This is a genomic window from Thermoplasmatales archaeon (assembly GCA_014361195.1).
Taxonomy (GTDB): domain Archaea; phylum Thermoplasmatota; class E2; order UBA202; family JdFR-43; genus JACIWB01.
This window is the reverse complement of record JACIWA010000001.1, coordinates 184,837-209,316: the sequence shown is the minus strand read 5'-3', so window position 1 is coordinate 209,316 and position 24,480 is coordinate 184,837. Positions and strand designations below refer to the sequence as shown.

Annotated in this window: 35 protein-coding genes; 24 read left to right on the top strand and 11 right to left on the bottom strand. The window is 33.9% G+C overall.

All coding sequences use genetic code 11. The features are described 5' to 3' along the window. The first annotated feature begins 94 nt into the window (after positions 1–94). The 4 genes from H5T44_01020 to H5T44_01005 all read left to right on the top strand — a co-directional run bounded on the left by H5T44_01020 (position 95) and on the right by H5T44_01005 (position 5,993). Complete coding sequence (locus H5T44_01020) at positions 95–1,762, top strand: hypothetical protein (GenBank protein ID MBC7080827.1); 1,668 nt, start codon at positions 95–97, stop codon at positions 1,760–1,762. A gap of 93 nt (positions 1,763–1,855) precedes the next feature. Continuing rightward, on the top strand, positions 1,856–3,484 hold the full coding sequence (locus H5T44_01015) for an exo-alpha-sialidase (GenBank protein MBC7080826.1): 1,629 nt from the start codon (positions 1,856–1,858) through the stop codon (positions 3,482–3,484). Between the two features lie 44 nt (positions 3,485–3,528). Further along, positions 3,529–4,575 carry a transglutaminase domain-containing protein gene (locus H5T44_01010; protein MBC7080825.1) on the top strand — a complete coding sequence of 349 codons (1,047 nt, stop codon included), beginning with the start codon at positions 3,529–3,531 and terminating at the stop codon, positions 4,573–4,575. Between the two features lie 20 nt (positions 4,576–4,595). Beyond that, positions 4,596–5,993 carry an aminoacyl-histidine dipeptidase gene (locus H5T44_01005; GenBank protein MBC7080824.1) on the top strand — a complete coding sequence of 466 codons (1,398 nt, stop codon included), beginning with the start codon at positions 4,596–4,598 and terminating at the stop codon, positions 5,991–5,993. 2 nt (positions 5,994–5,995) lie between these two features. Here H5T44_01005 and H5T44_01000 read toward each other — a convergent pair whose 3' ends face one another. Continuing rightward, complete coding sequence (locus H5T44_01000) at positions 5,996–6,436, bottom strand: dCTP deaminase (protein ID MBC7080823.1); 441 nt, start codon at positions 6,434–6,436, stop codon at positions 5,996–5,998. Next, on the bottom strand, positions 6,436–6,636 hold the full coding sequence (locus tag H5T44_00995; GenBank protein MBC7080822.1) for a cold shock domain-containing protein: 201 nt from the start codon (positions 6,634–6,636) through the stop codon (positions 6,436–6,438). Before H5T44_00995 ends, H5T44_01000 begins: the two co-directional genes overlap by 1 nt. Positions 6,637–6,936: 300 nt before the next feature. On the opposite strand from H5T44_00995, the gene H5T44_00990 reads away from it, so the two are divergent. From H5T44_00990 to H5T44_00940, 11 genes are all read left to right on the top strand, one after another. Further along, positions 6,937–7,143: an XRE family transcriptional regulator gene (locus H5T44_00990; GenBank protein MBC7080821.1), complete on the top strand. Its 207-nt coding sequence runs from the start codon at positions 6,937–6,939 to the stop codon at positions 7,141–7,143. Next, positions 7,143–7,520: a PIN domain-containing protein gene (locus H5T44_00985; protein MBC7080820.1), complete on the top strand. Its 378-nt coding sequence runs from the start codon at positions 7,143–7,145 to the stop codon at positions 7,518–7,520. The genes H5T44_00990 and H5T44_00985 overlap by 1 nt, the downstream gene beginning before the upstream one ends. A 199-nt stretch (positions 7,521–7,719) precedes the next feature. Further along, positions 7,720–7,953, top strand: a complete 234-nt coding sequence (locus H5T44_00980) for a hypothetical protein (GenBank protein ID MBC7080819.1) — start codon at positions 7,720–7,722, stop codon at positions 7,951–7,953. After that, the gene (locus H5T44_00975) at positions 7,950–8,138 is read left to right on the top strand and encodes a hypothetical protein (protein ID MBC7080818.1); all 189 of its coding nucleotides are present in this window, start codon (positions 7,950–7,952) and stop codon (positions 8,136–8,138) included. Before H5T44_00980 ends, H5T44_00975 begins: the two co-directional genes overlap by 4 nt. Before the next feature lie 3 nt (positions 8,139–8,141). Then, positions 8,142–8,378 carry a hypothetical protein gene (locus H5T44_00970; GenBank protein MBC7080817.1) on the top strand — a complete coding sequence of 79 codons (237 nt, stop codon included), beginning with the start codon at positions 8,142–8,144 and terminating at the stop codon, positions 8,376–8,378. Positions 8,379–8,477: 99 nt separating this feature from the next. After that, entirely contained in the window at positions 8,478–8,705 is a 228-nt protein-coding gene (locus tag H5T44_00965; protein ID MBC7080816.1) for a hypothetical protein, read from the top strand. A gap of 1 nt (position 8,706) precedes the next feature. Then, positions 8,707–9,126, top strand: coding sequence for a hypothetical protein (locus H5T44_00960; GenBank protein ID MBC7080815.1), 420 nt, complete (start codon positions 8,707–8,709; stop codon positions 9,124–9,126). Between the two features lie 95 nt (positions 9,127–9,221). Further along, a complete protein-coding gene (locus tag H5T44_00955) occupies positions 9,222–9,419 on the top strand; it encodes a hypothetical protein (GenBank protein MBC7080814.1) in 198 nt (65 codons plus the stop codon). A 38-nt stretch (positions 9,420–9,457) separates the two neighbouring features. Continuing rightward, positions 9,458–9,640: a type II toxin-antitoxin system YoeB family toxin gene (locus H5T44_00950; protein ID MBC7080813.1), complete on the top strand. Its 183-nt coding sequence runs from the start codon at positions 9,458–9,460 to the stop codon at positions 9,638–9,640. A 230-nt stretch (positions 9,641–9,870) separates the two neighbouring features. After that, positions 9,871–10,077, top strand: a complete 207-nt coding sequence (locus H5T44_00945) for an XRE family transcriptional regulator (protein ID MBC7080812.1) — start codon at positions 9,871–9,873, stop codon at positions 10,075–10,077. Then, complete coding sequence (locus H5T44_00940) at positions 10,077–10,454, top strand: PIN domain-containing protein (protein MBC7080811.1); 378 nt, start codon at positions 10,077–10,079, stop codon at positions 10,452–10,454. The genes H5T44_00945 and H5T44_00940 overlap by 1 nt, the downstream gene beginning before the upstream one ends. A gap of 206 nt (positions 10,455–10,660) precedes the next feature. On the opposite strand, the gene H5T44_00935 is transcribed toward H5T44_00940, so the two are convergent. From H5T44_00935 to H5T44_00920, 4 genes are all read right to left on the bottom strand, one after another. Continuing rightward, complete coding sequence (locus H5T44_00935; protein MBC7080810.1) at positions 10,661–11,134, bottom strand: type IV pilin; 474 nt, start codon at positions 11,132–11,134, stop codon at positions 10,661–10,663. 87 nt (positions 11,135–11,221) lie between these two features. After that, on the bottom strand, positions 11,222–11,629 hold the full coding sequence (locus H5T44_00930) for a nucleotidyltransferase domain-containing protein (GenBank protein MBC7080809.1): 408 nt from the start codon (positions 11,627–11,629) through the stop codon (positions 11,222–11,224). Beyond that, positions 11,620–12,018: a HEPN domain-containing protein gene (locus H5T44_00925; protein ID MBC7080808.1), complete on the bottom strand. Its 399-nt coding sequence runs from the start codon at positions 12,016–12,018 to the stop codon at positions 11,620–11,622. The genes H5T44_00930 and H5T44_00925 overlap by 10 nt, the downstream gene beginning before the upstream one ends. A 42-nt stretch (positions 12,019–12,060) precedes the next feature. Beyond that, positions 12,061–12,243, bottom strand: coding sequence for a hypothetical protein (locus tag H5T44_00920; protein ID MBC7080807.1), 183 nt, complete (start codon positions 12,241–12,243; stop codon positions 12,061–12,063). Between the two features lie 65 nt (positions 12,244–12,308). Here H5T44_00920 and H5T44_00915 point away from each other — a divergent pair, with 65 nt between their 5' ends. The 3 genes from H5T44_00915 to H5T44_00905 are packed head-to-tail and all read left to right on the top strand — an operon-like array spanning position 12,309 to position 14,176. Next, complete coding sequence (locus H5T44_00915; GenBank protein ID MBC7080806.1) at positions 12,309–12,740, top strand: transcriptional regulator; 432 nt, start codon at positions 12,309–12,311, stop codon at positions 12,738–12,740. Continuing rightward, a complete protein-coding gene (locus H5T44_00910) occupies positions 12,733–12,999 on the top strand; it encodes a hypothetical protein (GenBank protein MBC7080805.1) in 267 nt (88 codons plus the stop codon). The genes H5T44_00915 and H5T44_00910 overlap by 8 nt, the downstream gene beginning before the upstream one ends. A gap of 1 nt (position 13,000) precedes the next feature. Then, on the top strand, positions 13,001–14,176 hold the full coding sequence (locus H5T44_00905) for a redox-regulated ATPase YchF (protein ID MBC7080804.1): 1,176 nt from the start codon (positions 13,001–13,003) through the stop codon (positions 14,174–14,176). Between the two features lie 15 nt (positions 14,177–14,191). Here H5T44_00905 and H5T44_00900 read toward each other — a convergent pair whose 3' ends face one another. The 3 genes from H5T44_00900 to H5T44_00890 are packed head-to-tail and all read right to left on the bottom strand — an operon-like array spanning position 14,192 to position 16,397. Beyond that, complete coding sequence (locus tag H5T44_00900) at positions 14,192–14,935, bottom strand: MTAP family purine nucleoside phosphorylase (GenBank protein ID MBC7080803.1); 744 nt, start codon at positions 14,933–14,935, stop codon at positions 14,192–14,194. After that, the gene (locus tag H5T44_00895) at positions 14,932–16,155 is read right to left on the bottom strand and encodes an Lrp/AsnC ligand binding domain-containing protein (GenBank protein MBC7080802.1); all 1,224 of its coding nucleotides are present in this window, start codon (positions 16,153–16,155) and stop codon (positions 14,932–14,934) included. The genes H5T44_00900 and H5T44_00895 overlap by 4 nt, the downstream gene beginning before the upstream one ends. Continuing rightward, entirely contained in the window at positions 16,152–16,397 is a 246-nt protein-coding gene (locus H5T44_00890) for an Lrp/AsnC ligand binding domain-containing protein (protein ID MBC7080801.1), read from the bottom strand. Before H5T44_00890 ends, H5T44_00895 begins: the two co-directional genes overlap by 4 nt. 74 nt (positions 16,398–16,471) lie before the next feature. On the opposite strand from H5T44_00890, the gene H5T44_00885 reads away from it, so the two are divergent. Next, positions 16,472–17,824 (top strand): phenylacetate--CoA ligase family protein, encoded by a 1,353-nt coding sequence (locus tag H5T44_00885; GenBank protein ID MBC7080800.1) that lies wholly within the window; start codon positions 16,472–16,474, stop codon positions 17,822–17,824. Here the strand turns inward: H5T44_00885 and H5T44_00880 are convergent. Further along, on the bottom strand, positions 17,821–18,870 hold the full coding sequence (locus H5T44_00880; GenBank protein MBC7080799.1) for a DUF63 family protein: 1,050 nt from the start codon (positions 18,868–18,870) through the stop codon (positions 17,821–17,823). The two genes, H5T44_00885 and H5T44_00880, sit on opposite strands and share 4 nt — an antisense overlap. 48 nt (positions 18,871–18,918) lie before the next feature. On the opposite strand from H5T44_00880, the gene larB reads away from it, so the two are divergent. The 3 genes from larB to H5T44_00865 are packed head-to-tail and all read left to right on the top strand — an operon-like array spanning position 18,919 to position 21,270. After that, complete coding sequence (gene larB, locus H5T44_00875) at positions 18,919–19,656, top strand: nickel pincer cofactor biosynthesis protein LarB (GenBank protein MBC7080798.1); 738 nt, start codon at positions 18,919–18,921, stop codon at positions 19,654–19,656. Next, entirely contained in the window at positions 19,653–20,810 is a 1,158-nt protein-coding gene (gene larC, locus H5T44_00870) for a nickel pincer cofactor biosynthesis protein LarC (GenBank protein MBC7080797.1), read from the top strand. Before larB ends, larC begins: the two co-directional genes overlap by 4 nt. Before the next feature lie 31 nt (positions 20,811–20,841). Then, entirely contained in the window at positions 20,842–21,270 is a 429-nt protein-coding gene (locus H5T44_00865) for a hypothetical protein (protein MBC7080796.1), read from the top strand. Between the two features lie 12 nt (positions 21,271–21,282). Here the strand turns inward: H5T44_00865 and H5T44_00860 are convergent, their stop codons facing one another. Next, positions 21,283–22,542, bottom strand: coding sequence for a PLP-dependent aminotransferase family protein (locus H5T44_00860; protein ID MBC7080795.1), 1,260 nt, complete (start codon positions 22,540–22,542; stop codon positions 21,283–21,285). 41 nt (positions 22,543–22,583) lie between these two features. Here H5T44_00860 and H5T44_00855 point away from each other — a divergent pair, with 41 nt between their 5' ends. Next, entirely contained in the window at positions 22,584–23,204 is a 621-nt protein-coding gene (locus tag H5T44_00855; protein ID MBC7080794.1) for a hypothetical protein, read from the top strand. After that, the gene (locus tag H5T44_00850; GenBank protein MBC7080793.1) at positions 23,205–24,476 is read left to right on the top strand and encodes an amidohydrolase; all 1,272 of its coding nucleotides are present in this window, start codon (positions 23,205–23,207) and stop codon (positions 24,474–24,476) included. Positions 24,477–24,480: the final 4 nt, after the last annotated feature.

The following is a 24,480-nucleotide window of genomic DNA, read 5'->3' as shown; positions in this document are numbered from 1 at the left end:
TTTTCTTGCATTTGGAATAACTTTTATTTTTAATCTCATTTACCAACCGATAATTATTTAAAATACTTTTGTATTATTATTTGGAGGCTGAAAAATGAAAGGAAAGAAAATAATGATATTGGCGGGAATAGTGATGGCAGTACTGATAGCTAACTCTTTTATACCACCGCTCAGTGCAACAACGAAGGAAAAGAGCATTTCGGAAACAAAAACAATATATAAGGAAATAAAAGCAATACATAAACCATTACCAACAGTAAGCACAGGAAACATTCTCATATCTTCAGACAACCCAGATGGAGATGACATGCACCCAAAGATAACAAGAAAGGGTTCAACACTTGTAGTTGCATACGAAAAGGAAATAAGTGCAATGGAACAGGGAATACAGGTTGCATATTCTGCTGATATGGGAAATACATGGAATGCAGCTTTTCTATTCAATTCTGTTGAATTCCCATCTGGCTCTGGGTTGCTACAAAGCCCCGACATAAAATATTCTCCAACAGCGGATGAATTTTTCCTTGCAATGATTGACCCGATGGCAGAAATGTATAATATGGAGCATGCATGGATACCTGGAGATATTGCAACCGCAACATCCGCAGTATGGTGGGGAGTATCTGGGGTAGGAGCAGCTGGATATGAGCATTGTGCAGCGGGAGTTGTTGCGGAATGGTTCCTCTATTTATGCACTGCGGATAGCGGAGGAATAACAAAAACACTTGAATTGCTTTATTCCTATCACGACAAGGCAACAGATGAAATTTATCAACCGGGTGATTTGCATTCAGGATGGGTTGCTGGTTTCTACTACGATGCTCAATCAGTAACAAAGACTGCACCCGCATATAAACCAGAAATGGCAACAGGAACAACAAAAGTATGCTTTGTTATAGAGCATTACAATGAGGATACAAAGGAATATGAAATAATATACAAATCCACCGTTGCATCCGTTAATCCATTGCTTACAACTCAGGGAGGAGGACCTGGTGGAATGGATAAATATGCGGATGTAGAAGTATGGCCATGGCAGGGTATAATTGCGAAGGGAACAGACCCTGATGTTGCTGCGGGTGACAAAATTGTGGTAGTTTATATGAACAATGAGAATATATATGGAGACTGGAATATTATATGTGCAATTACAAATCCAACAACACCAGAATATGAGCCATATCAGTGGCAATTTACAACCATTGGAAAGCCATTGATGGATGAGAAATATCCAGCGGTTTGGGTAAGTGGAAATAAAATATCAATTGCATATGTAAGAGATGGAAATCTATATCTTGTTGAATCAGAAGACGGAGGAGCAACATTTGGAGAAGAAAAGAAAATAAATGATGTTGATGGAACAGTTGCAATGGAGCCAGGAACAGTTGATATAAATGACCTTGGAATAGTATGGACAGATACAAGAAATGGAAAGAAAGATATTTACTTCTCTCCAACACCAGCAGCTATAATAAACATCGATGCCGTATCTGGTGGATTTGGAGTTAAAGCAACAGTCAGCAATGTTGGAACAATTCCAGCAAACAATGTTGCATGGAGCATTGACTTAGAAGGAGGGCTTATAATATTAGGAAAGCATGCGGAAGGAACAATACCAACACTTGCACCAGGAGAAAGCACAACAATAAGCAGTGGATTAGTCCTTGGATTTGGAAAGACAACAATTAAGGTAAATGCAGGAGGAACAGGAAAGACAGCAAGTGGCTTTGTGCTCGGCCCGTTTGTGCTGGGCGTGAGCTGATCTCTTCCCCTTTTTATTTTATTACCTTGCTATTTTAAAATCAACCCGATAATTATTTAAAATACTTTTGTATTATTATTTGGAGGCTGAAAAATGAAAGGAAAGAAAATAATGATATTGGCGGGAATAGTGATGGCAGTACTGATAGCTAACTCTTTTATACCATCGCTCAGTGCAACAACGAAGGAAAAGAGCATTTCGGAAAAAATATCTTTTATACCAAAGGATGTCAAGGAGGAGAAAGTTGAAATCATAAAACTTGGAACAACAAGTAAAGGCACAACTTTGAGCAGTGGAAATTTTTTAGTAAGTGAAGGCTCTGAGTATGATGACTACATGCCAGCGGTTACAACAGATGATGCGGGGCATATAGTTGTAACATGGACTCAAGAAAGAGCTCTTATGAACTGCGAAATAGGTTGGGCTTATTCCTCTGACGGCTCTACCTGGACTGGATATGCAACAAATATAGGGGAAATACGCACCTATTCTGATATCTCATGGCAGGATTGCAAGGTATACAAAGGATTGTTTGGCATCTATTTTGACGAAACAAATCTCCATATGGGGTTTTATACAATACCTGACATAACAGACATAGGCTCAATTAGTATTTACTACTGGACAAGGGAAACACCTGACCCGATTGATGCATGTGTTGCAGATACTACCTATTTGGAAGGGCAATATTACGATATTCATGGACCCGCTGCTATGTACATTTACCATTTCATATATGGCACATATGATATTCCAGCCTGCCCGGAACAGATGATAACTGGTTTTGAGAATGGAGAGCCTACTAGCGGAGAAGGAACATTTGATGCTCAAACTCGTCTATTAACCGCTCCAGCTGATAATCCAAGTATGGCGGGAGAAAACATGAATGTCCATTATGCGTGGGACTATTATAATGAATCTCTTAAAAATTACCAGATTGTTTGGAAGAAAATTATACCAGTTGAAGGAGATACTGAATCAACAGACATAGAATATACTCCGTATCAGAAATACATTGATTTTGGCAGATATCCATCAATTTCTAAATCAGGCAACAATGTTATAATTGTCTACATGAACAATGACAATATATATGGAGATTGGAATATAAAATGTGCATATAGCAAAGATGATGGGGCAACATGGGAAACAAGCATTGTTGCGGGAACACCTATTGTAGATGAGTTATATCCAGTGGCTCGCTTTATAGGTGGAACCGCATATGTTGCATATGTAAAAGAAGGAAACCTCTACTTAGTGAAATCGGAAGACGGGGGAGCAACTTGGTCAGAGCCAGAAAAAGTCAATGATGTTGATGGAAGCGTTGTTGCAGAAGAAAACTGTGTTGATATATGTAAGAGAGGAATTGTCTGGGTAGATAACAGAAATGGCAACAAAGACATCTATTTCTCTCCAATTCCAGCAGCTATAATAAACATCGATGCCGTATCTGGTGGATTTGGAGTTAAGGCAACAGTCAGCAATGTTGGAACAATTCCAGCAAACAATGTTGCATGGAGCATTGACTTAGAAGGAGGGCTTATAATATTAGGAAAGCATGCGGAAGGAACAATACCAACACTTGCACCAGGAGCAAGCACAACAATAAGCAGTGGATTAGTCCTTGGATTTGGAAAGACAACAATTAAGGTAAATGCAGGAGGAGCAGTAAGAACAGCAAGTGGCTTTGTGCTCGGCCCATTTGTGCTGGGCGTGAGCTGATCTCTTCCCCTTTTTATTTTTATATGAGGTTTTTTGCGATTATTTTGGCTTTTATGTTATGTGGTTGTTTATTTGCATTTGAGAGAGAGGGGTTTAAAGAGGAGGATTTGCTTCCGCCCCTTCCATATTTTGTGAGTTTTGAGGAGAAGCCCCCTCAAAGTTCTTTTTTGGCATATTCCGCAAGTTATGAAGTTACTTGGAAAATATCTCCTGCCTATTCCTTGAGCAGATGCGCTTTTAAGATATACATCAATAATACAGGGGAAAGCGATATTTTTGTTTATGGTTTTGCAATAAAGATCAATGGGAGAGAGCAAATAAGTAAATATGAGCATGGGAAGGAAATTTTGAGGGGAGAAAACAAATCATTTATTTTTTCATTTCTTTGCCCTGAGGAAGGAAATCATAGCTATAAGTTAGGAGTATATTTCATGGCGGGGAAGGGAAGGAAATGGTATGACCATGGTTTAAAATATTTGAAGGAAGAAAAATATATTGAAGTGAAAGGTTTTGAAAGCAAGAAAGAGCACAAATTTTATAAAAACTATTTTAGATATTTTGATAAAATAAATGAGCTTGTAAATCCTTTTGATCCAATTATTAAATCAAAGGCAAATGAAATAACATCAAAATATGGTTCTTCATATAATATTGCAAAGATATGTGCAATTTTTGACTGGGTATATGAAAATGTTGAATATAAAAAAGAAGAGAAGGATGAGTGGAATAAGCCAAGCTATGCAATTTTTAATGGAGGGGATTGTGAGGAATTTGCAATGCTTATCTCAGCTCTTATTTCTGCAATTGGAGGAAATGCAAGAATTTATTTAACTGACAATCATGCTTTTTCCTCAATTTATATAGGAAAAAATCTGAGCTTGCTCGAATGCATTGATGCATACTATTCTGCAAATCTTACCTATGCAATTTTTGAAGATGAATTTGGCTACTGGCTTGTTGCGGACCCTCTTTCCTATTTTTATCTTGGTTGCTTGCCGGTTGGCTCTGCTGTTGCAGGGGAAAAGGGAAATGTTTATGATTTTTACATGATTACGAGTGAGTTGCATGCTATCGATGTGCTCGGGAAATAGATTTATATTAATTTTTGATTATCCTTATGCTTGAAAATATTGAGCCAAAAGAAGTATGGAAATATTTTGAGGAGATATGTAAAATTCCTCGTTGCTCCAAAAATGAGGAGAGGATTGCAAATTATATAATGGAAGTTGCAAGGAATTATGGTTATGAGGTTAGCAGGGATAGGGTTGGAAATGTTGTTGCAAGGAAAGGAGAGGCAAAGATAACATTTCAATGCCATATGGATATGGTTTGCGAGAAAAATAAGGATGTTGTGCATGATTTTTTAAAAGATGGAATAAAGCCATATATAGATGGAGATTATGTAAGGGCAAGAGGAACAACTCTTGGAGCTGATAATGGAATTGGAATTGCAATATCTCTTGCATTGATGGAAAAAAATTTGCCAATTGAATTTCTTTTTACTGTTGATGAAGAAAGCGGACTAACTGGAGCATTTGCTCTTGAAAAGGGATTTATAAAAGGAAAATATTTAATAAATCTTGATAGCGAGGACTTTGGAGTTATTTATATAGGTTGTGCGGGAGGAGGAAATTCAACAATATCAATGAAAGTTAGATATTTAAATAAAAGAGGGGAAGGAGTAAGAATAGTGGTTAAAGGGCTAAAAGGAGGGCATTCTGGAATTGAAATAGATAAGGGAAGAGCAAATTCAATAAAACTTCTTGCAAGAATATTATATGAGCTTGATGGAAGGATAGGAAAGATTGAAGGAGGGGATAAGCACAATGCAATTCCAAGAGAGGCATTTGCAGAAATAATCACAGAAAAAAGCATAGAGGAAATTAAAAAGAAGGCTGAGGAAATGAAAAATATTTTTACTGGAGAGTATCCACAGGAAAAGAGCATTGAAATAGTTGTTGAGAAATGCGAGATGAGCAGAGTTTTGGATAAAAGAGCAAGCAGGAAAATTTTGAATTTACTTCTTGCCCTTCCCCATGGAATAATTTCAATGAGTCAGGATGTAAAGGGGCTTGTTGAAACATCAACAAATCTTGCAACAGTAAGAATGGAAGAGGAGCTTAAAATAGTTATTAGCTCTAGGAGCTCAATTGATTCTGCCCTTGATGGAGTTATGCAAAGCATAAGATGCATCGCCCAGCTTGCGGGAGCAAAAGTGGAAGAAGGAAGCAAATATCCTGGATGGAAGCCAAATCTTGAATCAAAGCTTTTGAAGATGGCAAGCGAGGCATTTTATGAGCTGTATGGAAAAGAGCCAGAGAAAAAAGCGATTCATGCGGGGCTTGAAACAGGTATAATAGGGAAAATAACAGGAATAAATGAAATAATATCGATTGGACCACAGATAGAGCATCCTCACAGCCCTGATGAATTTGTTCAAATAAGCAGTGTTGAAAAATTCTGGAAATATGTCCTGCATCTGATAGAAAAAATACATAAAATTGGCTAAAATTAAATCTTTATTTCTCTCTGCCCTTTATATTTCCCGTTATAATATTTTTCTGGCTTTGATGAAATTTTTTCAAAGACAATCTGGCAGAATTTATCTCCCTCGCCTAATTCAATTTCCTGATATGCATTGAAACAGCTTATAGTTAGGCATCCTTCAAATCCCGCATCTACTTTTCCAAAAGATGCAAAAATTCCTTTTCTTGCATATGTTGATCTTATCCATAGCTGCGCACTCAGATTTTTCAATTTTATATATTCTTTTGTTGATATTGCAAACCAAGTTAATGGCTTTATTATTGCTTTCTTTTCCTTTTTTCCATTTATAAAAATCTCATCTATAGTTAAATCATATCCATTTGGAGTTAAATTTTTCTCTTCAAATGGATTGATTTCAAGCTCTCCTTTTAAAATATGCTCTTTTATATCCCTATCAGAAAGGATCATTCAATTAATTCAACATTCTTTGCTCTTTTTCCCTTATTTGTATTTACCAAATCAAACTTTACCTTTTGTCCTTCTCTCAGCACAACAAATCCTTCCTTCTTTACATCAGAATGATGCACAAATACATCTTCCTGCCCATCTACTCCTATAAACCCATATCCCTTTTTATTTATCCATTTTTTTACTACTCCTTCCATATTTTCACCTCTCTATATCTGCTTGTTATATAAAAATATTTGTATTCTTCCAGCTTAAAAGCAGGGTAAGGAAGGAATTACTACAATTGGCATGGATAGAAATTTTGTGAATTAAATTTTTGAGGTTGTTATTCACAAAAAATTTGCTAAGAAGTTAAAGGAAATAGAAGAATATGAAAAGAGAAAGAAGGATGGGAATTATTTATCTCACGGGGAAGTAGTTAAAGAATTTGGAAGTCGCTGAAAATGGGCAAGTGCGGGAAGAAGTAAAATATAATAATCTGAAAATATTCATAAAATATGAAGATAGAATATATTTACGATGAGAAAGGAAAAAAGAAGAAGGTAATAATTCCGATAGAAATGTGGAAAGAAATAAAGAAGAAAATCGAAAATGAGAAAAAAATTAGGAAAAGTTTCAGCTTCAGTTGGGAGGGAGGGCTAAAGGATATTAAAAATAAATATGCATCGGTAGAATTACAGCATAAATCAATGGAGTGGAGATAGTGTTTTTAATAGATACAAACATATTTTTGGAAATAATGCTCCAGCAGGAGAAAAAAGAAAAATGTAAAAGATTTCTGCGAGAAAATATCGGAAAATTGAAGATATCCGATTTTTCTTTGCATTCAATCGGTGTTATTCTATTCAAATTGGGTAAACTCGACTATTTTGGTAAGTTTATCGAAGATATCCTACCAAATATAGATTTATTAGCACTTGATATAGATCTGTATAAGAATTTACCAAAAATAGTGGAAGAGATGAATCTTGATTTTGATGATTCATATCATTATTTATTGGCTAAATCAAATAAACTAAAAATTGTGACAATGGATAGTGATTTTGAGAAAATAAAAGATGTGGAGATAATATTTTTATAGATTAAAATAACATTAAGGTAGTTTAGGCAGGATGGGTAAATTCAGAATTTTGTTTGAAATAGAAAGTGATAAAATAGTCATCTATTCTATTTTGCTGAGGAAAAACGCATACAAACCAAATTAAGAAAAAAGAAGAGGAAGGCGGGAGCAGGAGAGCAGAAAAGCGTAATTATTTAAATACATATTGAGATTACTTATAATGGCTGAAATAAGAATTGAAATTCCGAAAGAGCTGGAGGAAGAAATAAAAAAATTGGGAGAAAAGGAAGTAAATAGGATTGTATATGAAGCCTTGAAAGATAAAATAAGCGAGAGACTGCTATTTAAGATAGCTGATCAATTGTTGGAGAATAGTGAATTAAATGATGAACAAATAATGAAGCTATCCGATAAAATAAAGGAAAGAATCGCAGAAAGACATGGAATTAAATGAAATTTCCCAAAATTTTGATAGTAGATGCAAGCATTCTCTTCTCGTTTTTTAAGAAAGATAGCTTAAGAAGAGAATTAATAGAAAGATTACCCTATCTTGGCTATAAACTTATTTCTCCAGATTATGTTTTTGAAGAATTATTTAAGGAAAAAGAAAAAATAATGGAATTTTCGAAAATAGATTAAACAATTTTTCTATTCCTTGTATCTCTTTTACAAAGGAAAGTTGAGACAATTTCAAAAACAGACTATGAGATGTGGTTGAATAAAGCAAAAGAAATTGCTCCTCATAATAAAGATATTCCATATTTTGCTTTGGCATTGTCCTTAAATGCTGGAATATGGAGTGATGAAAAAGTATTTAAAAAGCAAAATAAAGTAAAAATTTTCTCAACAGAAGAATTGAAGAAGATACTATATGAATAAACATTTTTTCGATTAAAAAATCAAATTAAGAAAAAAAGGAAGAGGAAGCAGGAGGGCAGAAAAGCGTAATTATTTAAATACATATTGAGATTACTTATAATGGTTGAGATAAAAATTGAGATTCCAAAGGAAATAGAAGAGGAGATAAAAAATATTTCAGAGACATCGATTTCAATAGCAATAAATAGATTGATTAAATCTGAGTTGGAGAAGTTACTATCTCTTAAAAAATTGGTTTCCAAAAGCCAATTAAATGAAAAAGATGTTAAAGAATTGAGTGAGAAGATTAATGAATCTGTTTATAGGAAATTTGTAAATTATAGATAAAATGCTGATAGTTGTAGATGCAAATAGAATATTTTCTGCTTTACTAAGTAAAGGAAAAGCTTTTGATATTTTCTTACTAAATTATATCTTGAGAAAATTTGATTTTATCGCACCAGAATATTTATTTTACGAAATCGGAAAACATGTAGGAGAAATAGCAAAAAGAAGCAAGCTTTCAAAAGAAGAACTCGGGCAAATTTTTGAATTTATGAGACAGCAAATTACTATAATTCCATTTAAAGAATTTGTTGAATATAGAGAGAAGGCAAAAGAAATTGCTCCTCATAATAAAGATATTCCATATTTTGCTTTGGCATTGTCCTTAAATGCTGGAATATGGAGTGATGAAAAAGTATTTAAAAAGCAAAATAAAGTAAAAATTTTCTCAACAGAAGAATTGAAGAAGATACTTTATGAATAAACATTTTTTCAATTAAAAAATCAAATTAAGAAAAAAGGAAAGCGGGCACAGGAATAGAAAGCACAATTTTAAATATGTCCTTCAATTTTCGATTCATGGAAAAAACAGTTAGAGTCCCAGTGGATTTGATTCAAAAGCTATATGAAGTCCAAAAAATGAACCTTAGTATAATAGAGACTCTCGAAGAAGTTTTAGATGAAGAATCAATGAAAAGAATAAAAAAGGGAATGGAGGAAATAGAAAAAGGGGAATTTGTTAAAGCAAGTATAAATGAAATTGATGAAATTCTATGAGTTATAAAGTGGTTTTATCTAAAATTTTTATAAAATCTGTGAAAAGATTGGATGAAAAAACAAGAAATAGAGTAAAGAAGATTATGAAAGAAATTTTGCAAGATCCATATTCAGGTATTCCTTTAACCCATCCTCTCAAAGGTTTTTGGAGAAAAAGAATCGGAAAGTACAGGATAATCTATCAAATAAAAGAGGAGGAGAAAGAAAATCTACAAAAATAGATAAAACAAGGAAAGATGGGTGGGGGCAAAAAAGGAAAGAGGAGGCTGGAAAAAGGTTTTTTTCGGAGATTTTATATAGAAGACAAATATTTTTATCAAGGAATATCCAATTAAGGAAATTTATGAGGAGATAAAAAGAGAAATAGAAGAGGCAAGGAATTTGGAAGTCGCTGAAAATGGGCAAGTGCGGGAAGAAGTAAAATATAATAATCTGAAAATATTCATAAAATATGAAGATAGAATATATTTACGATGAGAAAGGAAAAAAGAAGAAGGTAATAATTCCGATAGAAATGTGGAAAGAAATAAAGAAGAAAATCGAAAATGAGAAAAAAATGAGGAAAAGTTTCAGCTTCAGTTGGGAGGGAGGGCTAAAGGATATTAAAAATAAATATGCATCGGTAGAATTACAGCATAAATCAATGGAGTGGAGATAGTGTTTTTAATAGATACAAACATATTTTTGGAAATAATGCTCCAGCAGGAGAAAAAAGAAAAATGTAAAAGATTTCTGCGAGAAAATATCGGAAAATTGAAGATATCCGATTTTTCTTTGCATTCAATCGGTATTATTCTATTCAAATTGGGTAAACTCGACTATTTTGGTAAGTTTATCGAAGATATCCTACCAAATATAGATTTATTAGCACTTGATATAGATCTGTATAAGAATTTACCAAAAATAGCGGAAGAGATGAATCTTGATTTTGATGATTCATACCATTACTTACTGGCTAAATCAAATAACCTAAAAATTGTGACAATGGATAGTGATTTTGAGAAAATAAAAGATGTGGAGATAATATTTTTATAGATTAAAAGAACATTAAGGTAGTTTAGGCAGGATGGGTAAATTCAGAATTTTGTTTGAAATGGAAGGTGATAAAATAGTCATCTATTCTATTTTGCTGAGGAAAAACGCATACAAATCAAATTAAGAAAAAAGGAAAGGGGCGGTTGAGGCAAACCAGCCCCTTGATAGCAATAAATAAAGGAAAGAGGAAGGCGGGAAAGAGGGGTTTACGGTATAAACATCTCTCCGCTTAAAATTGTTGTTCCTACAACCTGTACTGTATATGCAACTTTATATCCTCTTATAGTGTTCGGTAAAGTTATGTATATAGATTCTCCAGCATCCCAGTAACCACCATCCACTGCAGGAATAGAGACTGTGCCATCGATAAAAGTAGCGTTCGTTAACGTGGTGCCATAATAGATGATTCTGTTCGTAGGATCAGATGCATTCACTACTTCTATTGAAAAGTTTCCTGCGGAGTAGTTTACTCCCGGTGGTGCTTTTGTCAGAGTAAATTTCAGGGTTGTTGTTCCTACCAGCTGGCATGTTGCGGATGCTTCTTCTGCTCCTTTGCTTCTTGTTCCGAATCCGCTTACCCATACGTATATTGTTGCTGCTAGCACTACTGTTATAGCCACCATTAAGATGATGGCTATAATTGGGCTCACTCCCGCCTTATTTTTCATCCATCTTTTCATTTTTTCTATCATGGTTTATCACCAAACATATATACAGATTCAGTATATAAATTTTTCGCAATTTGCTAACAATTTGATTACAAAATGTTATAATTTTATCCATCCAAAATCTTCTTTTCTTACTCTTTTCATCACTTCCCTGAAAATTTTTCTTATTTCTTTTTCATATTTTTCATCTTTATGGAGTATAATTCCTTCATAAAGAGCATCTAAAGCTATTGGATGAGCATTAACAACCATTTTTCTGAATTCATCAGATTTATATCCAATCGCTTCTATTGGAGCAAATGATTCATTTAATAAAAAAAGAACTTTTAATCTTTCAAGAAAATTTTCTGGCAGGGCATCTGAAACAATTAAAATATCAATATCGCTCCCGACTCCAAAATTTCCTTTTGCTATTGAACCATATAATATAATCAGTTTCGCTCCAAGTTTTTCCTTCAATTTTTCGACATATTTTAATATATCCTCACGATATGGAATTATTTCCATTTTTCTCTTCCTCTTTTTACAAAATCTATTATTTTTTTTGATGCTCTCAAAGCCTCTTCAGCGGTTTCAGCATCATAATATTCAAAAGGAGTTCCTTCTGGATGAGCATTTGGGTAGCGGGGAGGAATATAGTGGCGATCAAGCAATCTTGCTTCTCTTAAAATCTCCTCCTTCTCTAAATCCTTAATTTTTCCGAGTAAATTTACTATTGAATGACCGGAGGCAAAAATCCCTAATCCATAAAGAAGCCCCTTAACCGCATATTCTCCCGCTTGCTGTGCTTTAAAACAGCACCAGTTATAATCTCCATTATTTTTATCTTTTACCGCACTTTCAAAAGTTTTTTCCGCCTGCTTTATCCATCTCTCGAACTCTTCTTTATCAAACATCTCTTCTTCTAATTTATTCCTGTTTATAAGGTTTTTGTAAATTTATCTGAAAATATTGAAAAAGTAATCATCAAATGGAGGAAGTAATGCAAATAAAAATCCTTTTTCAAAATAGTATGGGCAGGAAATTTCTTCAAGAGGATCTATTTTTTTATTATATTTTACTCCCCTCGCCTCTATACAACGAATTCCATCAAAATTCAGGCAGAATTCACATTTAACCATAAAAATAAAGATTTTTTAATATTAATTTTTTGTGAAAATTTATAAATTCATGCGGTATTAAAAACATGGAATTTCAGATTAAAGTTGTAAAAACTTCTCCTTTAACAAATGAAGATGATTACAGGAAAGTTGCTCTAAATTTTTTAAAAATGATTGGTTATCTTGGAGCAAATGATAGTGAAAATTCAATAGCATTCAAACTTTTTGAAAATTTTTTGATTCATCCAAATAAAGAATGGACAGTTGATGAGCTGATGATTTCTTTAAATGCAACAAAGGCAACAGTATACAGGCATTTGAACAAGCTGAAGAGCATTGATATTCTTGAAGAAAAGAAGGAAGGAAAAAATGCAAGAAAAACATATAAGTTAAGATATGGAAATATTGCAAAGGCATGGAATTTTGTTGAAGCTCATATAAAGGTTGCAATGAATAATTATGAAGAAACTGTTCATCACTTGCAGAAATTGATTGAAGGGAGGTATAGAAATGAATGAGGAAAGGGAGCTAACAGTTGGCTCAAAATATATAGTTTATTCAATTGGGCCAGGAGAGGAGCTGATGCAGACAAGCGGAACATTTGTTGGCTACTGCTACATATCAAAGGAAGAAGGAGGAATTTGCATAAAAATGGATGAGACACATGGAGCAAAGAAAGGAATGACAAGAATAATTCCAATTGAAGCAATTATTGCAATTGATATAGTTGAGGAAAAGAAAATAGAAAAGAAAGAAGAAAAGCATTACTTCAGATAAAATGCAGATTGGAATAGTTGGTAAGCCAAATGTAGGGAAAACAACTTTCTTCAATTCCGCTACTTATGCAAATGCTGAAATTGCTGACTATCCCTTTACAACCATAAATGCAAATGTTGGAATAATGTATGCAAGGACAAAATGCCCTTGCAGGGAATTCAATCTTAAATGCAATCCAAGAAATTCAAAATGCATTGATGGAATAAGATATGTGGCCATTGAGGCAATAGATGTAGCGGGACTTGTTCCAAAAGCTCATGAAGGACGAGGCCTTGGAAACAAATTTCTGGATGACTTGAGACAGGCAAGCTGTTTAATTCATGTTGTTGATGTATCAGGCTCAACAGATGAGGAAGGAAGGGCTTGCGAGATTGGAAAGCATAATCCAGAAAATGATATAAAATTCCTTGAAGAGGAAATAGATTACTGGATAAAGGGAATAATAGAGCGTGACTGGAAGCGTTTGAGCAGGAAATGCTCTATGGGAGAAGAGAAAATTGAAAAAATTCTTGCAGAAAAGCTTGCTGGGCTTGGAATAAAAGAAGAGGAAATAAAGAGAGCAATTAAAAAGCTGAATTTACCCTCTGACCCTTCCTTCTGGAGTGATAAAGATCTTTTCCTTCTTTCCTCAACAATAAGAAAGGAGGCAAAGCCAATATTGCTTGCCCTGAATAAGGCGGATAAGGCGGGAGATGAAATTATAAATAAATTGAAAGGAGATTATGCAATCCCTACTTCCGCATCAAGTGAGCTTGCTTTAATTAAGGCAAGTGAAAAGGGATTTATTGAATATAAGCCAGGAGATAAAAGCTTTAAAGTTTTGAAGGAGCTCGATGAATTGCAGAATAAAGGGCTTGAATATATAAAAAAGAGAGTTCTTGAGAGATTTGGCTCAACAGGTGTGCAGAAATGCATTGATACCGCAGTTTTTGATTTACTTAAATTGATAACTGTTTATCCTGTTGAAGATGAAAATAAGCTAACTGATAAGGATGGAAATGTTCTTCCAGATGCATTTTTGTTGCCCTCTGGCTCAAAAGTTATTGAGCTAGCAAGAAAGGTTCATAGTGATCTTGCTGAAGGATTCATAAAAGCAATTGATGTAAGGAGGAAAAAAATTGTTGGAGCGGATTATGAGCTGAGAGACGGAGATATAATTCACATAGTTGCAAGATAATCTTTCTTAAAAAGCTTAAATTTTTCCTTCTTCTATTGCTTTTCTGCATTCGCAAATTCTTTTTTCAGGAATTCTTTTAATGCAATCATCAACAATTTCAATTATGATTTTCTTTTTTTCATTCACCATTTCCTTTATTTCTCTTGCTGAAAGTTTTTCCTGCATTCCTACTGCATAATTTGAAACAAGGCAAATAGATGCATAGCATATTCCCATTTCTCTTGCAAGCGCTAATTCTGGCATCAATGTCATTCCAACAACATCTGCAAAATTTCTGAAGAAATTTATTTCCGCTTTTGTTTCAAGCCTCGGGCCATTTGTAACAATATAAACTCCTTCATGATATCTCTCCCTTTTTCTTGCTTCTTCAACAATTATTTTTCTTAAAACCGGGCAAAAAGGATTGCTCATATCAATATGAATTGCCCTTTCATCATAAAAAGTGCATTTCCTCCCGCTTAAATCAATGAAATCATCTGGAATAAAAATCTCCCCCCGCTTTATCTCTTTTTTCATTGACCCAACATTGCTTATCCCAATTATTGCTTCTGCCCCAAAATTTTTCATTGCCTGAATATTTGCATGATAATTTACGGTGTGCGCTGGCCTGTGGTTTTTGCCGTGCCTTGGTATGAATAACACCCTTTTACCATTTTTTTCAAGGAGAAAAGAGGAGATGCTTCCATAAGAGGTTTCTATTTCTATTTCCTCCCCTTCCATTTCATAAAATCCCGTTCCTCCTATTATTCCAATCTTCATATTTCCTCCCATTCCTTGAGTATTGATTGCCATTTAAAATTCTCTATCCCTTTTATATTTTCAATAGCCCTTACAATTCTTTCATATCCCTTACCCAAGGTTCTTGTTCTTACCTTAGCAATTATATCATAGCTCCCCGCAGTGACATCAACCGCAGTAATTCCTTTTATATTCAATATTTCCTCAGATAATTTTGCAACAGAATAATATGGTCTTATATTTATAAATACATATGCCTTAACATCAGTTAATGCAAATGAAATAACTCCTATCGCAACGAGTATTAATCCAATTACTTTAAGAATGATGAGAAGTGGATCTGTTTGAATTGTAATCGGGAAAAATTTTCCTGCAATAAGGAAGAAAGGAATTGAAATGAAAAGGGAAGATGCTCTTATTGCCTGGGTTACGCTTGCCTTGCCCATTCCCATAGCTCTTATGAAAAGCACAACTGAAAAGAAAGTTGAGATAACCCCCACCATAAGAAATGAGAAGGAATTTTTTATTGAATTAAAGCTCTCACCTATAAATCCTCTATCAACAAATATTATTGCAAAGAAAACAAAAAATGTTGTAAATATAAGGTTCCATAGCCTTATATTAAGCGAGTCATTTGCCTTTCCATTTATTCTCAAAATCTTTAGCTTTCTCTGTCCTATAGAAAACATAACCCATGTTGGATTTAAAAAGAGCAAAACAATCAGCAATGCCTCAAGGTTTATCTCTCCATGCAATGAAATCGAGCCAAGAATTGCTCCAGTCGTAACTACTAATGCGGATTGAACTTCTGCGAATGTTGGTGCATTATTCTCCGCAACCGCTTCTACAAGCAATAGATATAATATTACAAGCTGTGAAAAAGATAAAATTATTGATGGCTCAACAAACATTGATACAATGAAGTAGTAGCTTATTGTTGTTCCCGCATTTCCAAGTCCCGCTATTAAATGATATTTGAGCTCTTCTTTCCTTATCATTCTTAATCCTCTAAAAGAAGGGTCAATAAATGAGCCAATTCTTTTATCCTTATAAGGAAGGGAAAGGAAAAGCAAAATTAATATAGTTGTAACAAGCCCAAGAATAAAAAAAGAGAGGCAAAAAACCCAAGGCTCTTTTATATAATTTGTAGAAATTATGCTATCAAAAGTTGCAGATACGGAAAGAGCTATTGATGAAAGAATTGCTAGAAGATAAAAAAGATATCTTCTTCTTATCCTCATGTTTCTACTTCCATCTCCTTTTCTATAACCTGAGTATTTGTTCTCTTTACACCTTTTATTTCATGTATTTTATCTGTAAGCTCCATCAACTCTTCAAGCGTATTAACTTTTGCCTTTATTATTATATCATAATCCCCCGCCACCACCGCAATACTCTCAATATCCTTCAATTTCCTCATTTCCTCAAGAACCGCCTTCAGATTTCCTACATATGTTGTTATCAAGATATAAGCCTTAATCATATCGGAGTATATTAAATTTGGAATATAAATATTTTGAAAAAGTTACATTTTTATATTTGTATAGCATCCAAATTATGAATTCTTTGCTAAATCCATTTACTCTTTCAAAAGTTGTAAAATATTATATCTCAGATATTGATAGGCTGTTTGAAAGTGAGGAGAAGATAGAGAAATACAGGAGTAAATGCTTTAAAAAAATAATAAAATATGCAATGAAAATTCCATTATATAAGGAAAAATATAAGGGAATTGACATAAATTCAATATCTCTTGAAAACATTGAAAATTTACCAATACTAAAAAAAGAAGATATAAGAAAAAATTTTCCAGATAAAATTATTCCAGATAAAAGAAAAAAATACAGCATTGTAAGCACATCAGGCTCAACAGGAAAACCGGTTAGCATATATGTTGATTTTTATACAATAATAAAGGCATTGATGGGCTTTTTAAGGGAGCTAAGGGAATATGATGTAAATTGGATGAAGGACAGGATGAGTGTTATAGTTGATTTAACTTCTGGAAGTGCTGAAGAAGCTTATTTAAGAAGGACCGCAATACCTAGCCTAAAGCCAGTATTTTCATTAAATAATCTCCAGATTCTTCATGTGGGCGAGGAAGTGGAAAAGATGGCTGAAAAAATTGAAAAATTTGATCCAAAATTCCTAGGTGGATATCCAGGAAATCTAAGGGCTCTTGCAATAATTAAAAATAAGAAAGGGCTTAAAATAGAGCCAGAAGTTATGGCATCATCAGGTGCGGTGCTGGATGAATATACAAAGAAGTATATTGAAGAAGCATTCAATGCAAGAGTATATGATGTATATGGCTCAACAGAAGGCGGGCCTATTGCCTATGAATGCAAGAGAGGAAAATATCACTTGCATTATGATATGGTTCATGTTGAAGTAGTTGATGAAAATAATAAGCCAACAGATAAAACAGGAAGAATAGTTGTTACAAAGCTATACGGAAATGCAACTCCTATAATAAGATATGATGGCTTAAATGATTTCATAACTCCTATCAAGAGTAAATGTGGATGTGGAATAAATTCTCCAATTATAGAGAGAATAGAGGGAAGAAAAGCAGATTCAATTATATTGCCAAGTGGGAAAATAATTCCACCTTTTACAATAACTGGAATTCCAGCAAAAGTAATGGAAGAAATGAATACAAGAAAAATACTCCAATTCCAAATTTTGCAAAAGAGCATTGAAAAAATAGAAGTATTAATTGTAATAGATGATGAGGAAAGAAATAAAGAGCCAAAAAATGAAATTATTTTCAATAAGCTAAAGGAAAAATTTGAAGAAAAATTCAATGGAGAAATAGAAGTAGAAATTATAGAAGTGAAAGAGATTCAGAAAAGTGCTTCACTTGAAACTCCTCCTCCAGTTGTTGCATCTAATGTAAGATTACCCTAAACAGATATAAGGACGCGTAGTAAATCTCTTAATCCAGGAGAAAATCCTAGGAAAAATAAGAAGAACTTTATTGTATTTTTCAAATTCAATTTTAAATCATCTATTCCATATAATACAAGAAATGTTACAATTGTTTTTATTAAGGGATATAGAATACCGTAATTCATCAAAAAAGCAGAAAAAGGATGCTTCTCTCCATATTTGAAACCTATCTTGAAAGGATCAACAACTGCAAGATATGTTGTTATTCCATCCAAAAGATGGGCAAAAATTACAAAAGAGCTAATTTTATCCATGAAAGATATTTTATCTTTCAGCAAGTAGAAAATAAATGCGGTTAATGCTATTGATAAAAATAAAGAAATTAAAATTATTGCCTCAATTTTTCTTACAAAAAAAATAAGGGTTGCAAGCGATGAGATCATTGCAATTATGCCAAATAAGAAAATTGAAGAATTGTAATCCTTAGCCATTTTTCTGTATATAAAAAATGCTATTATGGAAATTATTGCAAAAATAACTGGATTTAGCTTTAAAGAAAAAATGAAATAAAGGAAGGCATAAAAAATGTTTATTCCAAAAATAGCTATAATAAAATTTTTTTCTTCCTTAAATTTTATTCCATATAAAATTGAAATGAAAAAAAATATTCCTACCTGAGCGTATATAAAAGGGGTGATAAAAAGATATGAGAGAGGAGTTGGTAATGCTCCCGCATCTTCAAGAACCCTTGAAATTGAACCATATGCTATGAAAGGCAGGGAATAAATTATAAATTTCAAATCAACTTTTATCTTATATTTTTCAAAGAAGAGATAGCACAGATAGATGAATAAAATAAGAAAAGCACCATATACTAGCTCAGATATAATTGTATATCCTTCATATGCTATTACACCATTTCTTACCGCTGGCCTGCCTGTTGCGTCCGCTATTACTGGGCCGATGAAGTATTTCCATATAAATCTGTCATAGAATATATGGGGAAAGAGGATTAGCAGGATAAGGAAAAAAATTAGCGGGATTGAAATGTAGCGAAGCTTCATGAAATGTAACTATATGAAAGATTTAAATTTTACAATTTTATTGACATGATGGAAGTTGAGGAATTGCTTAAAGGAGTAAAAGAGGGGAAAATAAGCATTGAAGAAGCTAAAAAATATCTTAAAATTCTGCCATTTAAAGATATTGGATTTGCAAAAATTGATTTTCATCGAAGGCTAAGGCGTGGAATACCTGAAGCAATATATGCGGAAGGAAAAACAAAGGAACAGATAAAGAAAATTGTTGAAGAAATGCTTTCAAGAGAGAAAATTTTCATAACAAGGGCAAATGAAGAGATATATGAAGAGCTGAAAGGGATAAAAAACTGCAGATATTATAAGGAATGCGGGATGATTGTTATAGGGAAAAAGAAAATAGAAAAAAGAGAAAGCTATATAGTTGTTGCATCTGCAGGCACCGCTGACTTAAGAATAGCGGAAGAAGCAAGCGTAACTGCTGAAGAGCTTGGAAGCAGGGTAAAAAGAATATATGATGTTGGGGTTGCGGGAATTCATCGCCTGATAAATTTTTCTGATGAGCTTGAAAATGCGAGCGCGGTTATTGCGGTTGCTGGCATGGATGGAATGCTTCCAACTCTGGTATCAAATTTTACCTCTTCACCAGTTATAGCGGTTCCAACAAGCATTGGATATGGAACTGGAATAAATGGCCTTGCCTCCTTAATGGGCATGCTAAATAGCTGTTCCCCTGGAATAGCGGTTGTTAATATTGATAATGGTTTTGGAGCGGGGGTTTTTGCTCACCTCATAGACAGGAGGATAAAATGATAGGATATATTGATATAATATCTGGAATAAGTGGAGACATGCTCCTCTCATCCCTTATTGATGCGGGCTTTTCCTTAAAAAAATTGAAAGAAGAAATAGATAAGCTTGGAATAGAAGTGAATATAAAGGCAGAGAGGGTAAGAGATGTTGTTGAAGGAACTTCATTAAAAATTCATTCATCTGATATAAAATTCAGAAATTTGAAAGATATTTATAAAATAATAGAAGAAAGCTCACTTGAAGAAGATATAAAATTTGATGCAAAGAAAATTTTTAAGGAAATTGCAAAAGCGGAAGAGAAGATTCATGGAATAAGCATTGAAAAAGTACATTTTCATGAAATAGGGGCAGTGGATACAATTGTTGATGTAGTTGGCTCTCTTGTTGGGATAAAAAGCTTAAAAATAAAAAAAATCTATTCTTCTCCCCCTCTTCTCGGAAGAGGAAAAATTCAATGTGAGCATGGTATCATTCCATTGCCCGCTCCCGCAACTCTGGAATTGCTAAAAGGAAAACCCGTGATTTTTTCCTCGCTTGAAGGAGAAACAACCACTCCCACTGGCGCCGCCCTGCTTGGCATAGCTAGATTTGGATGGCCGGAAATGGAGGTGAGGAGAATTGGATATGGATTTGGGGCAAGGAAGATGGCTATTCCCAATTTTTTGAGATTTGTTGTTGGAAAGGAAATTGATGAAGAAGGGATTTATGCTATAGAAGCGAATATAGATGATATGAGCCCTGAATTTTTCCCTTACTTGATTGAAAAGCTTATTAAAAGTGGAGCAAAAGATGCCTTTATTCTTCCAGTAATCATGAAAAAGGGAAGGAGTGGAAATTTGCTTAAAGTTATATCTACTTATAATAAGATGGAGGAGATAAAGAAAATCATATTTGAAGAAACTACTACTTTGGGGCTGAGATATTACAAAGTTAAGAGGGATGTTCTTGAAAGGGAAATCAGGAAAATTCAAACTAAATATGGAGAAGTTAATGTTAAAATAGGTTATTATAATGGAAGAATAGTAAACATATCTCCAGAATATGAGGAGTGCAGGAAAATCGCAAGCCAGAAAAAAATACCATTGAAGGAGATATATGAAGAGGCAAAAAGAAAGGCATTTTTGATTTGTCAGAGCAATTTTGATTGGAGTTAGCAATATATATAGTTTTCGCATTTATTGTTTAATGATTGAAGAAATGCTCTCTTACAATAAAATGGCACATAAAAAGCAAAACATCAAAGACGATGAAAATGGTGTATTCATTCTAAATAAAGATATGGAAATAGTTTTTGCAGATAACCTTGCCAGGAAAAAATTGAGGCATTTAGAAGATGGAAGTGGCATAAAAGTATACAAAATAATTGAGAAAGGAAAAACAATTTTTTATTTTGGGTTAATAGATGATGGCAAATTTAAGGATAAAATTTTCAGAGAAGAAATTGCACATTATTTCTTTAATCCAATTGCAATAGCAAAAGGTTATCTTTCCTTAATTGAAAAAAAAGGGCTAGATCATGATACTCTTACAAAAATCCGAAAAATAGAAGAAGCCATTGAAAGAATAGAAAATGTTGTTAAAAATATTGTAATGAATGGAGAAATAAGGGAATAGTTAAATCCTTTCCTATATTCTCTTCTTTATAACTCTTGCAAGCCTTCTTATTCCTTCTTCCACCATTTCATCTTCTGGATTTGTGAAATTTAAGCGCATTGTATTTTCCCCACTACCATCAACATGAAATGCCTTACCATGGACATAAGCAACTTTTTCCGCTATCGCATCTTTAAACATTTCAATTGTGCTTATATGTTTTGGCAATTCAACCCATAAAAACATTCCTCCCTTCGGCCTTGTCCATTTGCATCCGTGAGGGAAATATTCTTCTAGTGAATTAAGCATTATATCCCTTTTCCTCTTATACATCTCTATGATTTTTGGTATATGCCTTTCTATATATCCATTCTTTATGTAATGATATGCAACAATCTGAGTAATTCCAGGAGGACAGAGATCCATTGATTGCTTTGCGACTAGCATTTTCTTGCTCAATTCCTCACTTCCTATAACATATGCAAGCCTGAAGCCGGGAGCAAGTATTTTTGAAAATGTTGCCATGTAAATTACCCTCCCCTCTTTATCATATGATTTTATTGCTTTAAGTGGTTTTCCTTCAAATCTCAACCTTTCATATGGCTCATCTTCAACAATTATAAGATTATGCTCATTTGCTAATTCAATCATTCTTTTCCTTCTTTCCTCTGATAGCTCAACTCCCGCGGGATTCTGAAAAGTAGGAACCGTATAAATCATCTTAAGCTTTTCTCCCTTCTTTTTCAACTCTTTTATCTTTTCCTCTAGCAAATCAACTCTCATACCATCTTCATCAAGTGGCACACCCACAAGCTTCGCTCCATATGCAAGAAATGCATTTATCGCTCCAAGATATGTTGGCAAAGCAGTAAAAATAACATCTCCCTCATCAATAAAAACCCTTCCAGCCAGATCTAAAGCTTGCTGGGAGCCAACGGTAATAAAAAGCTCTTCATATTTTGCCTCAATTCCATGCCTTTTCGCATATTTTACAAGCTCCTCCCTGAATTCCGCCAGCCCGCCCGTTGCGCCATACTGGAGGGCTTTTATTGGCTCTTCTTCAAGGACTTTATTTACTATTTCTTTTATATCTTCTACTGGAAATGCTTTTGGATTTGGCAGACCACCCGCAAAAGATATCATATCTGGTTGCTGGGATATTTCGAGCAATTCCCTTATTTCAGAAGAGCGAATTCTTTTTATCCTTGCGGAGTATAAATTTTCAAAACTCATTAAATGTAATGTTACTTTATTTAATAATTCTTTCTTTTGACAAATGTTATCAATTAGCATAAAAAAAGGTAAAGCTTAATAATTAAGAATATATTTAAATTATGGATTTAGTAGGATTTATTGCGGGCTTAGTAGTGGGGATAGTTTCGGTTTCTGTTGCGGTTGAGCTTGCATGGAAAAAAAGCTTGCCTGAAAAAACATGCAAGTTGTTAAAAAAATGGAGTCTTTCGGAGCTAAAAAATCCTCTAATAGTTGCTGAAAAAATAAGCATTGAGCCACCTCCAGATGCAAAGATAGTTGTTGCAACCCCTAGCCCAAAAGCAAAAAATGCGGTTGAAAATCCAGAGGCAGTTGGAAACTATGCAATCGGGCTTACGAAAGCATATATATTTGCGGGCGAAATTAAAGAAAATCAGCTTGCTTTTGTTATTTCAGATGAAGACATACTAAAAGAGCTGAAAGCAAATTTTTATGAACTTTACAGGAAAAAGGAAAAAGTGGTTTCTTATGTTCCATCTAAAGGGAAAGTAAGGGTAAGAGGCGTAGTTAAAGCGGTTGTTCCTTATAGGGATGGATATATAATGAGGCTTGCTTATGAAGAAGGAGTTCTTGGAATATTATTGAAGGAAAAGATGGATGTTGAAGGAAGGAAGGTAGAGGTAGAAGGAGAAATAACTGAGTATCCTTTTGTAACCCCATATAACATAATACTGCTTGATTAAATGAGCATACTGATAAAAAATTCAATAATAGCTAGTCAGGATGAAAGGAGGAGAATAAAGAAGGGAGATATTTATATAGAGGATGATAGAATTGTTGAAATAGGAAAAATTTCTCATGAAGCGGATTTTTTAATAAAAAACAGGATAGTGATTCCTGGATTAATAAACATGCATACCCATTTACCAATGACTCTTTTTCGTGGTTATGCGGATGATATGAAACTGGAAGAATGGCTAACTAAAAAAATATGGCCTATTGAAGCAAAATTAAGAAAAAAACATATTTCCATAGCAACAAAACTTGCATTTATTGAGATGATTTCAAGTGGCACAACTTGCTGTGCGGATATGTATTTTTATGAGGATGAAATTGCAAATCAGGCAAAAAAAACAGGGATAAGATGCTTCGCTGGCTTCAGCATTCTTGATTTCGATACTCCTGAGATGAAAAAAGAAAATCTTTTAAAGGAATGTGAAAAATTTATAAGGAAATGGATGGGCGATGAGATAGTTAAGCCAGTTGTTGCCCCTCATTCTGTATATACATGCTCACCTGAAACTTTAAAGGAGGCAAGTGAGATTGCAAAAAAATACAATGCATATATTCATATTCATTGCTCGGAAACAAGAAAAGAAGTTTATGATTGCCTTAGAAATTATGGTGTAAGGGTTTTAGAACAAATTAAAAGGAATGGATTGCTGACAAAAAAGACAATACTTGCCCATTGCTGCTGGCTTACTAGAGAAGAAGTAAAGGAAATAGCCAAATCAAAGGCCTGCGTCGCCCATAATCCAGTTAGCAACATGAAGCTTGCCACAGGTGGCTTTACTCCCCTACCAGAGCTGATTGAAGATAAGGCTTTTGTTTCCCTTGGTACGGATGGGGCGGGGAGCAATAATAAGCTTGATATGTTTGAGACAATGAAATTCTGCGCCCTTATTCATAAACAGCACAGGTGGGATGCAAGCATTTTAAATGCCCAAGAAGTTTTTGATATGGCAACAACAAATTCATATCGCTTCCTTGGAATTGATGGTGGTGTAATAAAAGAAGGGAAGAAAGCGGATCTGGTATGCATTGAGCTGAAATCTCCAAATCTTATTCCATCCCATAATGTAATTTCAAATATTGTTTATTCTTCAAATTGCATGAATGTAAGTGATGTTATAATAAATGGAAAGTTATTGATGAAGAACAGGAAATTAAATTTAGATGTTGAAAGAATTTATGAAGAAGTAGAGAAGGCAAAGGAAGAACTTTTCGCTCAGTAAAAAT

What these genes read in the sequence shown, in the direction of transcription:
- H5T44_01015 (MBC7080826.1), top strand. Translation starts at nt 1,856, where the DNA reads ATGAAAGGAAAGAAAATAATGATATTGGCGGGAATAGTGATGGCAGTA.
- H5T44_00935 (MBC7080810.1), bottom strand. Translation starts at nt 11,134, where the DNA reads ATGAAAAGATGGATGAAAAATAAGGCGGGAGTGAGCCCAATTATAGCC.
- H5T44_00960 (MBC7080815.1), top strand. Translation starts at nt 8,707, where the DNA reads ATGCTGATAGTTGTAGATGCAAATAGAATATTTTCTGCTTTACTAAGT.
- H5T44_00885 (MBC7080800.1), top strand. Translation starts at nt 16,472, where the DNA reads ATGAATTCTTTGCTAAATCCATTTACTCTTTCAAAAGTTGTAAAATAT.
- H5T44_00890 (MBC7080801.1), bottom strand. Translation starts at nt 16,397, where the DNA reads ATGATTAAGGCTTATATCTTGATAACAACATATGTAGGAAATCTGAAG.
- H5T44_00980 (MBC7080819.1), top strand. Translation starts at nt 7,720, where the DNA reads ATGGCTGAAATAAGAATTGAAATTCCGAAAGAGCTGGAGGAAGAAATA.
- H5T44_00910 (MBC7080805.1), top strand. Translation starts at nt 12,733, where the DNA reads ATGAATGAGGAAAGGGAGCTAACAGTTGGCTCAAAATATATAGTTTAT.
- H5T44_00990 (MBC7080821.1), top strand. Translation starts at nt 6,937, where the DNA reads ATGAAGATAGAATATATTTACGATGAGAAAGGAAAAAAGAAGAAGGTA.
- larB (MBC7080798.1), top strand. Translation starts at nt 18,919, where the DNA reads ATGGAAGTTGAGGAATTGCTTAAAGGAGTAAAAGAGGGGAAAATAAGC.
- H5T44_00945 (MBC7080812.1), top strand. Translation starts at nt 9,871, where the DNA reads ATGAAGATAGAATATATTTACGATGAGAAAGGAAAAAAGAAGAAGGTA.
- H5T44_00895 (MBC7080802.1), bottom strand. Translation starts at nt 16,155, where the DNA reads ATGAGGATAAGAAGAAGATATCTTTTTTATCTTCTAGCAATTCTTTCA.
- larC (MBC7080797.1), top strand. Translation starts at nt 19,653, where the DNA reads ATGATAGGATATATTGATATAATATCTGGAATAAGTGGAGACATGCTC.
- H5T44_00975 (MBC7080818.1), top strand. Translation starts at nt 7,950, where the DNA reads ATGAAATTTCCCAAAATTTTGATAGTAGATGCAAGCATTCTCTTCTCG.
- H5T44_00900 (MBC7080803.1), bottom strand. Translation starts at nt 14,935, where the DNA reads ATGAAGATTGGAATAATAGGAGGAACGGGATTTTATGAAATGGAAGGG.
- H5T44_00865 (MBC7080796.1), top strand. Translation starts at nt 20,842, where the DNA reads ATGATTGAAGAAATGCTCTCTTACAATAAAATGGCACATAAAAAGCAA.
- H5T44_00995 (MBC7080822.1), bottom strand. Translation starts at nt 6,636, where the DNA reads ATGGAAGGAGTAGTAAAAAAATGGATAAATAAAAAGGGATATGGGTTT.
- H5T44_00860 (MBC7080795.1), bottom strand. Translation starts at nt 22,542, where the DNA reads ATGCTAATTGATAACATTTGTCAAAAGAAAGAATTATTAAATAAAGTA.
- H5T44_00920 (MBC7080807.1), bottom strand. Translation starts at nt 12,243, where the DNA reads ATGGTTAAATGTGAATTCTGCCTGAATTTTGATGGAATTCGTTGTATA.
- H5T44_01020 (MBC7080827.1), top strand. Translation starts at nt 95, where the DNA reads ATGAAAGGAAAGAAAATAATGATATTGGCGGGAATAGTGATGGCAGTA.
- H5T44_00905 (MBC7080804.1), top strand. Translation starts at nt 13,001, where the DNA reads ATGCAGATTGGAATAGTTGGTAAGCCAAATGTAGGGAAAACAACTTTC.
- H5T44_00915 (MBC7080806.1), top strand. Translation starts at nt 12,309, where the DNA reads ATGGAATTTCAGATTAAAGTTGTAAAAACTTCTCCTTTAACAAATGAA.
- H5T44_00955 (MBC7080814.1), top strand. Translation starts at nt 9,222, where the DNA reads ATGGAAAAAACAGTTAGAGTCCCAGTGGATTTGATTCAAAAGCTATAT.
- H5T44_00965 (MBC7080816.1), top strand. Translation starts at nt 8,478, where the DNA reads ATGGTTGAGATAAAAATTGAGATTCCAAAGGAAATAGAAGAGGAGATA.
- H5T44_00855 (MBC7080794.1), top strand. Translation starts at nt 22,584, where the DNA reads ATGGATTTAGTAGGATTTATTGCGGGCTTAGTAGTGGGGATAGTTTCG.
- H5T44_00880 (MBC7080799.1), bottom strand. Translation starts at nt 18,870, where the DNA reads ATGAAGCTTCGCTACATTTCAATCCCGCTAATTTTTTTCCTTATCCTG.
- H5T44_00925 (MBC7080808.1), bottom strand. Translation starts at nt 12,018, where the DNA reads ATGTTTGATAAAGAAGAGTTCGAGAGATGGATAAAGCAGGCGGAAAAA.
- H5T44_00850 (MBC7080793.1), top strand. Translation starts at nt 23,205, where the DNA reads ATGAGCATACTGATAAAAAATTCAATAATAGCTAGTCAGGATGAAAGG.
- H5T44_00930 (MBC7080809.1), bottom strand. Translation starts at nt 11,629, where the DNA reads ATGGAAATAATTCCATATCGTGAGGATATATTAAAATATGTCGAAAAA.